Raw genomic sequence first — 2796 nt, 5'->3', positions numbered from 1 at the left:
GACGCAGTGACACCGGCGCGACGTGCCGGCGCAGCCCGGCCAGCAGCAGGACGGCGGCGACGGTGATCCCGGCGGCGTTCGCGGCGGCCAGCGCGACGGTGCCCGCGACGGCCGCGAACGTCCCGCCGACGGCGGCGGTGACGGCCAGTCCCAGCGCGATCAGCCAGGCGGGCCGCCACGTCGGGCGGCCGTGCGCGAAGAACGCGCGGGCCACGAGGCCGACGGTCGTGTGGCCCCACAGCCCGAGCGCGTAGACGCGCATGGTGGCGGCGGTGCCGCGGGTGTCGGCGGCGGTGAAGGCGCCGTGCTCGAACAGCAGCCGGACGACGGCGGGCGCGAACGCGACGAGGTAGGCGGCGGCGCACAGCACCATCGCGCTGGCGACCACGAGGTCGCGCTCGATGCGCCGGGCGACCTCTCGCAGGTCGCCGTCGGCGGACGCCCGCGCGAGCCGCGGGAACGTCACGGTCACGATCAGCAGCGACAGCACCATCGGGACCTGCGCGACCTTCTGCGCGTAGTTGAGCTGCGAGATGGAGCCGGCGGTGAGCCCCGCCCCGATGAACCGCTCGACGAACACCTGCGCCTGGCGCGTCACGGTGTACACGACGATCGGTACCAGCGCGGCGAGGCCGAGCCGCAGTTCGGCGGCGTTCCCCGGCGGGCCGGACGGCGCCGCCCGCAGGCAGCGGACGAACGCCGGCGCCTGCACCGCCACCATCAGCACGCTTCCGCAGGCGACGCCGGCCGCGGCGCTGGTGACGCCGATCAGCCCGGCGAAGCCCGCGATGAGCGCGAGGATCCCCACGTTGTAGGCCAGGTAGATCGCCGCGGGAGGACCGAAGCGGTGGTGCGCGCGCAGCGTCGCGCTCATGAACCCGGCGACGCCGAACGTCACCACGGTCACGGCGGTCAGCCGGACGCACAGGACGGCGGGCCCCGGCTCGGCCAGGCCGGGCGCGAGCACGCCGACCACGGCGGGGGCACCGGCCGCGAGCGCCGCCGTGACCACGGACAGGCCCACGACCAGGCGCGGCAGCGTCGTCCGCGCGAACGGGCGCAGGGCGTCGCCGCGGGCGAGCAGCCGGGTGACGACGGGCACCAGGAGCAGCGCCATCGCGTCCTCGATGAGCAGCGGCGACACCGTCTCGGGGATCGTCCAGGCGACGAGGAACGCGTCCGTGCTGCCGCTGGCGCCGAACAGGTGCGCCATCGCGAGGTCGCGCAGGAAGCCCAGGACGGTGCCGCCCGCGATCAGTACCCCCGACAGCGCGGCGGCGCGGCCGACCGAACCGCCGGGCGAGCCGCCGGACGCGGCGTCCGCGGAAGCGGGTTCGCTGGGAGGGGGTTCGCTGGACGCGGTGTCCCTGGGAGCGGCGTCGCTGGGAGCGGAGTCCGTCATCGCCGCTCCCGCGGTACCGGAACCGGGGGCGCGGGAGGGGCGGCGGGAGCGGACGGGACGGGGCGGAATCCGGGGCCGTGTTCATGACCGTGTTCCGGGTCGTGTTCATGGCCGTGTTCATGACCGTGTTCGTGGCCGTGTTCGTGCCCCAGGGCGCGGGCCGCCGCGACGCCGAGCAGCACGGCCGTCAGCACGCAGGTGGGCCCGCCCAGGTCGGAGTACAGGAAGTTGATCAGCAGGAACGCCATGAACGCCGTGCCGACCAGCCAGAAGGGGTCCCGGACGCGGCGCCGCGTCCACAGCCCGCGCAGGATCGCCCCGAACAGCGCGGCGAACCCGGCGAGGCCGATGACGCCCTGCTCGGAGAGGATCAGCAGGTACTCGTTGTGCGGCGACAGCAGCGGCTGCCGGACGTACCCGTTGACGCCGTCGTCGGTCTCGCTGCCCGACGACAGCTCGATGGTCGCGTAGGTGTCGCGGTAGGCCGCGAAGTTCTTCACGCCGACGCCGGTGAGCGGGTTGTCCTCCCAGATCCGCTGAGCGGCGGCCCACAGGTTGTACCGGTCGCTGACCGACCGGTCCGGGGAGGTGACGGACGCGGCGATCGACCGGGACCTGGCCAGCACCGTCTGCGACCCGCCGCCGAGCGGCGCGGCGGCGACCAGCGCCAGCGCCGCGCAGCACGCCAGCACCCGCGCCGCCACCCACCGGTCGAAGATCAGCATCATCAGCACGGCGGCGGCGCCGAGCGCGATCCAGCTGCCGCGGCTGAGCGCGAGCGCCAGCGCCAGCGCGGGCACGCAGAGCCCGGCGATCGCGGCGACCACCGCGAGGGGGCCCCGCGCGGGCGCCACCAGCGCGAACGCGGTCAGCACGAGGATCGCGAACCCGGCGACGACCGACATCGCCATGACGTCCATGGCACCGAACGTGCCGACCGCGCGGACGCTCCGCCCGCCGATGGACGCGCCCGTCCCGGTGAGCGACTGCCAGACCCCGAGGCAGGACTCGGCCATGCCGAGGCCGAGCACGGCCGAGCACACGATCGCGAGGTCGCGGCGGCCCCGGACCAGCAGCACGACGGCCACCGGCACCAGCACGAAGATCTGGAGGTCGCGCAGGTAGCCGGCCATGCCCGCCGTGATGTCGGCGGAGCACGCCGTGGTCACGCCGAGCGTCACCACGAGCGGCGCGAACACCGCGAGCGTCCCGCGCGGCGCGCGGGCCCGTCCCATGGCGACGAGCAAAACCGCGAACGCCACCAGCGCGGCGGAGGCGCAGTCGCCGGGGGTGACCTGCGTCGCGCCCGGCGCCGCGGGGCCCGGGGGGATGCCGACGCACGCGACGGTCGCGGCCACGGCCCAGCCGGGCCGCCGCGCCCAGTCCGCGGCGAC

The 2796-nt window shown here is 75.6% G+C and carries 2 protein-coding genes; both read right to left on the bottom strand.

The annotated features are described in order from the left end of the window. Positions 1 to 1402, bottom strand: a 1402-nt coding sequence (locus tag E1291_RS40730) for a lipid II flippase MurJ (protein WP_131743373.1), incomplete at its 3' end; no start/stop codon positions are given. Continuing rightward, on the bottom strand, positions 1399 to 2796 hold a 1398-nt coding region (locus E1291_RS40725), incomplete at its 5' end, for an O-antigen ligase family protein (RefSeq protein ID WP_131743372.1). The genes E1291_RS40725 and E1291_RS40730, both read right to left, overlap by 4 nt.

Source organism: Actinomadura roseirufa, from assembly GCF_900659635.1.
GTDB classification, from domain to species: Bacteria; Actinomycetota; Actinomycetes; order Streptosporangiales; family Streptosporangiaceae; genus Spirillospora; species Spirillospora roseirufa.
Note: the sequence above shows the minus strand (reverse complement) of the source record. Positions and strands in the feature narration are given on the sequence as shown.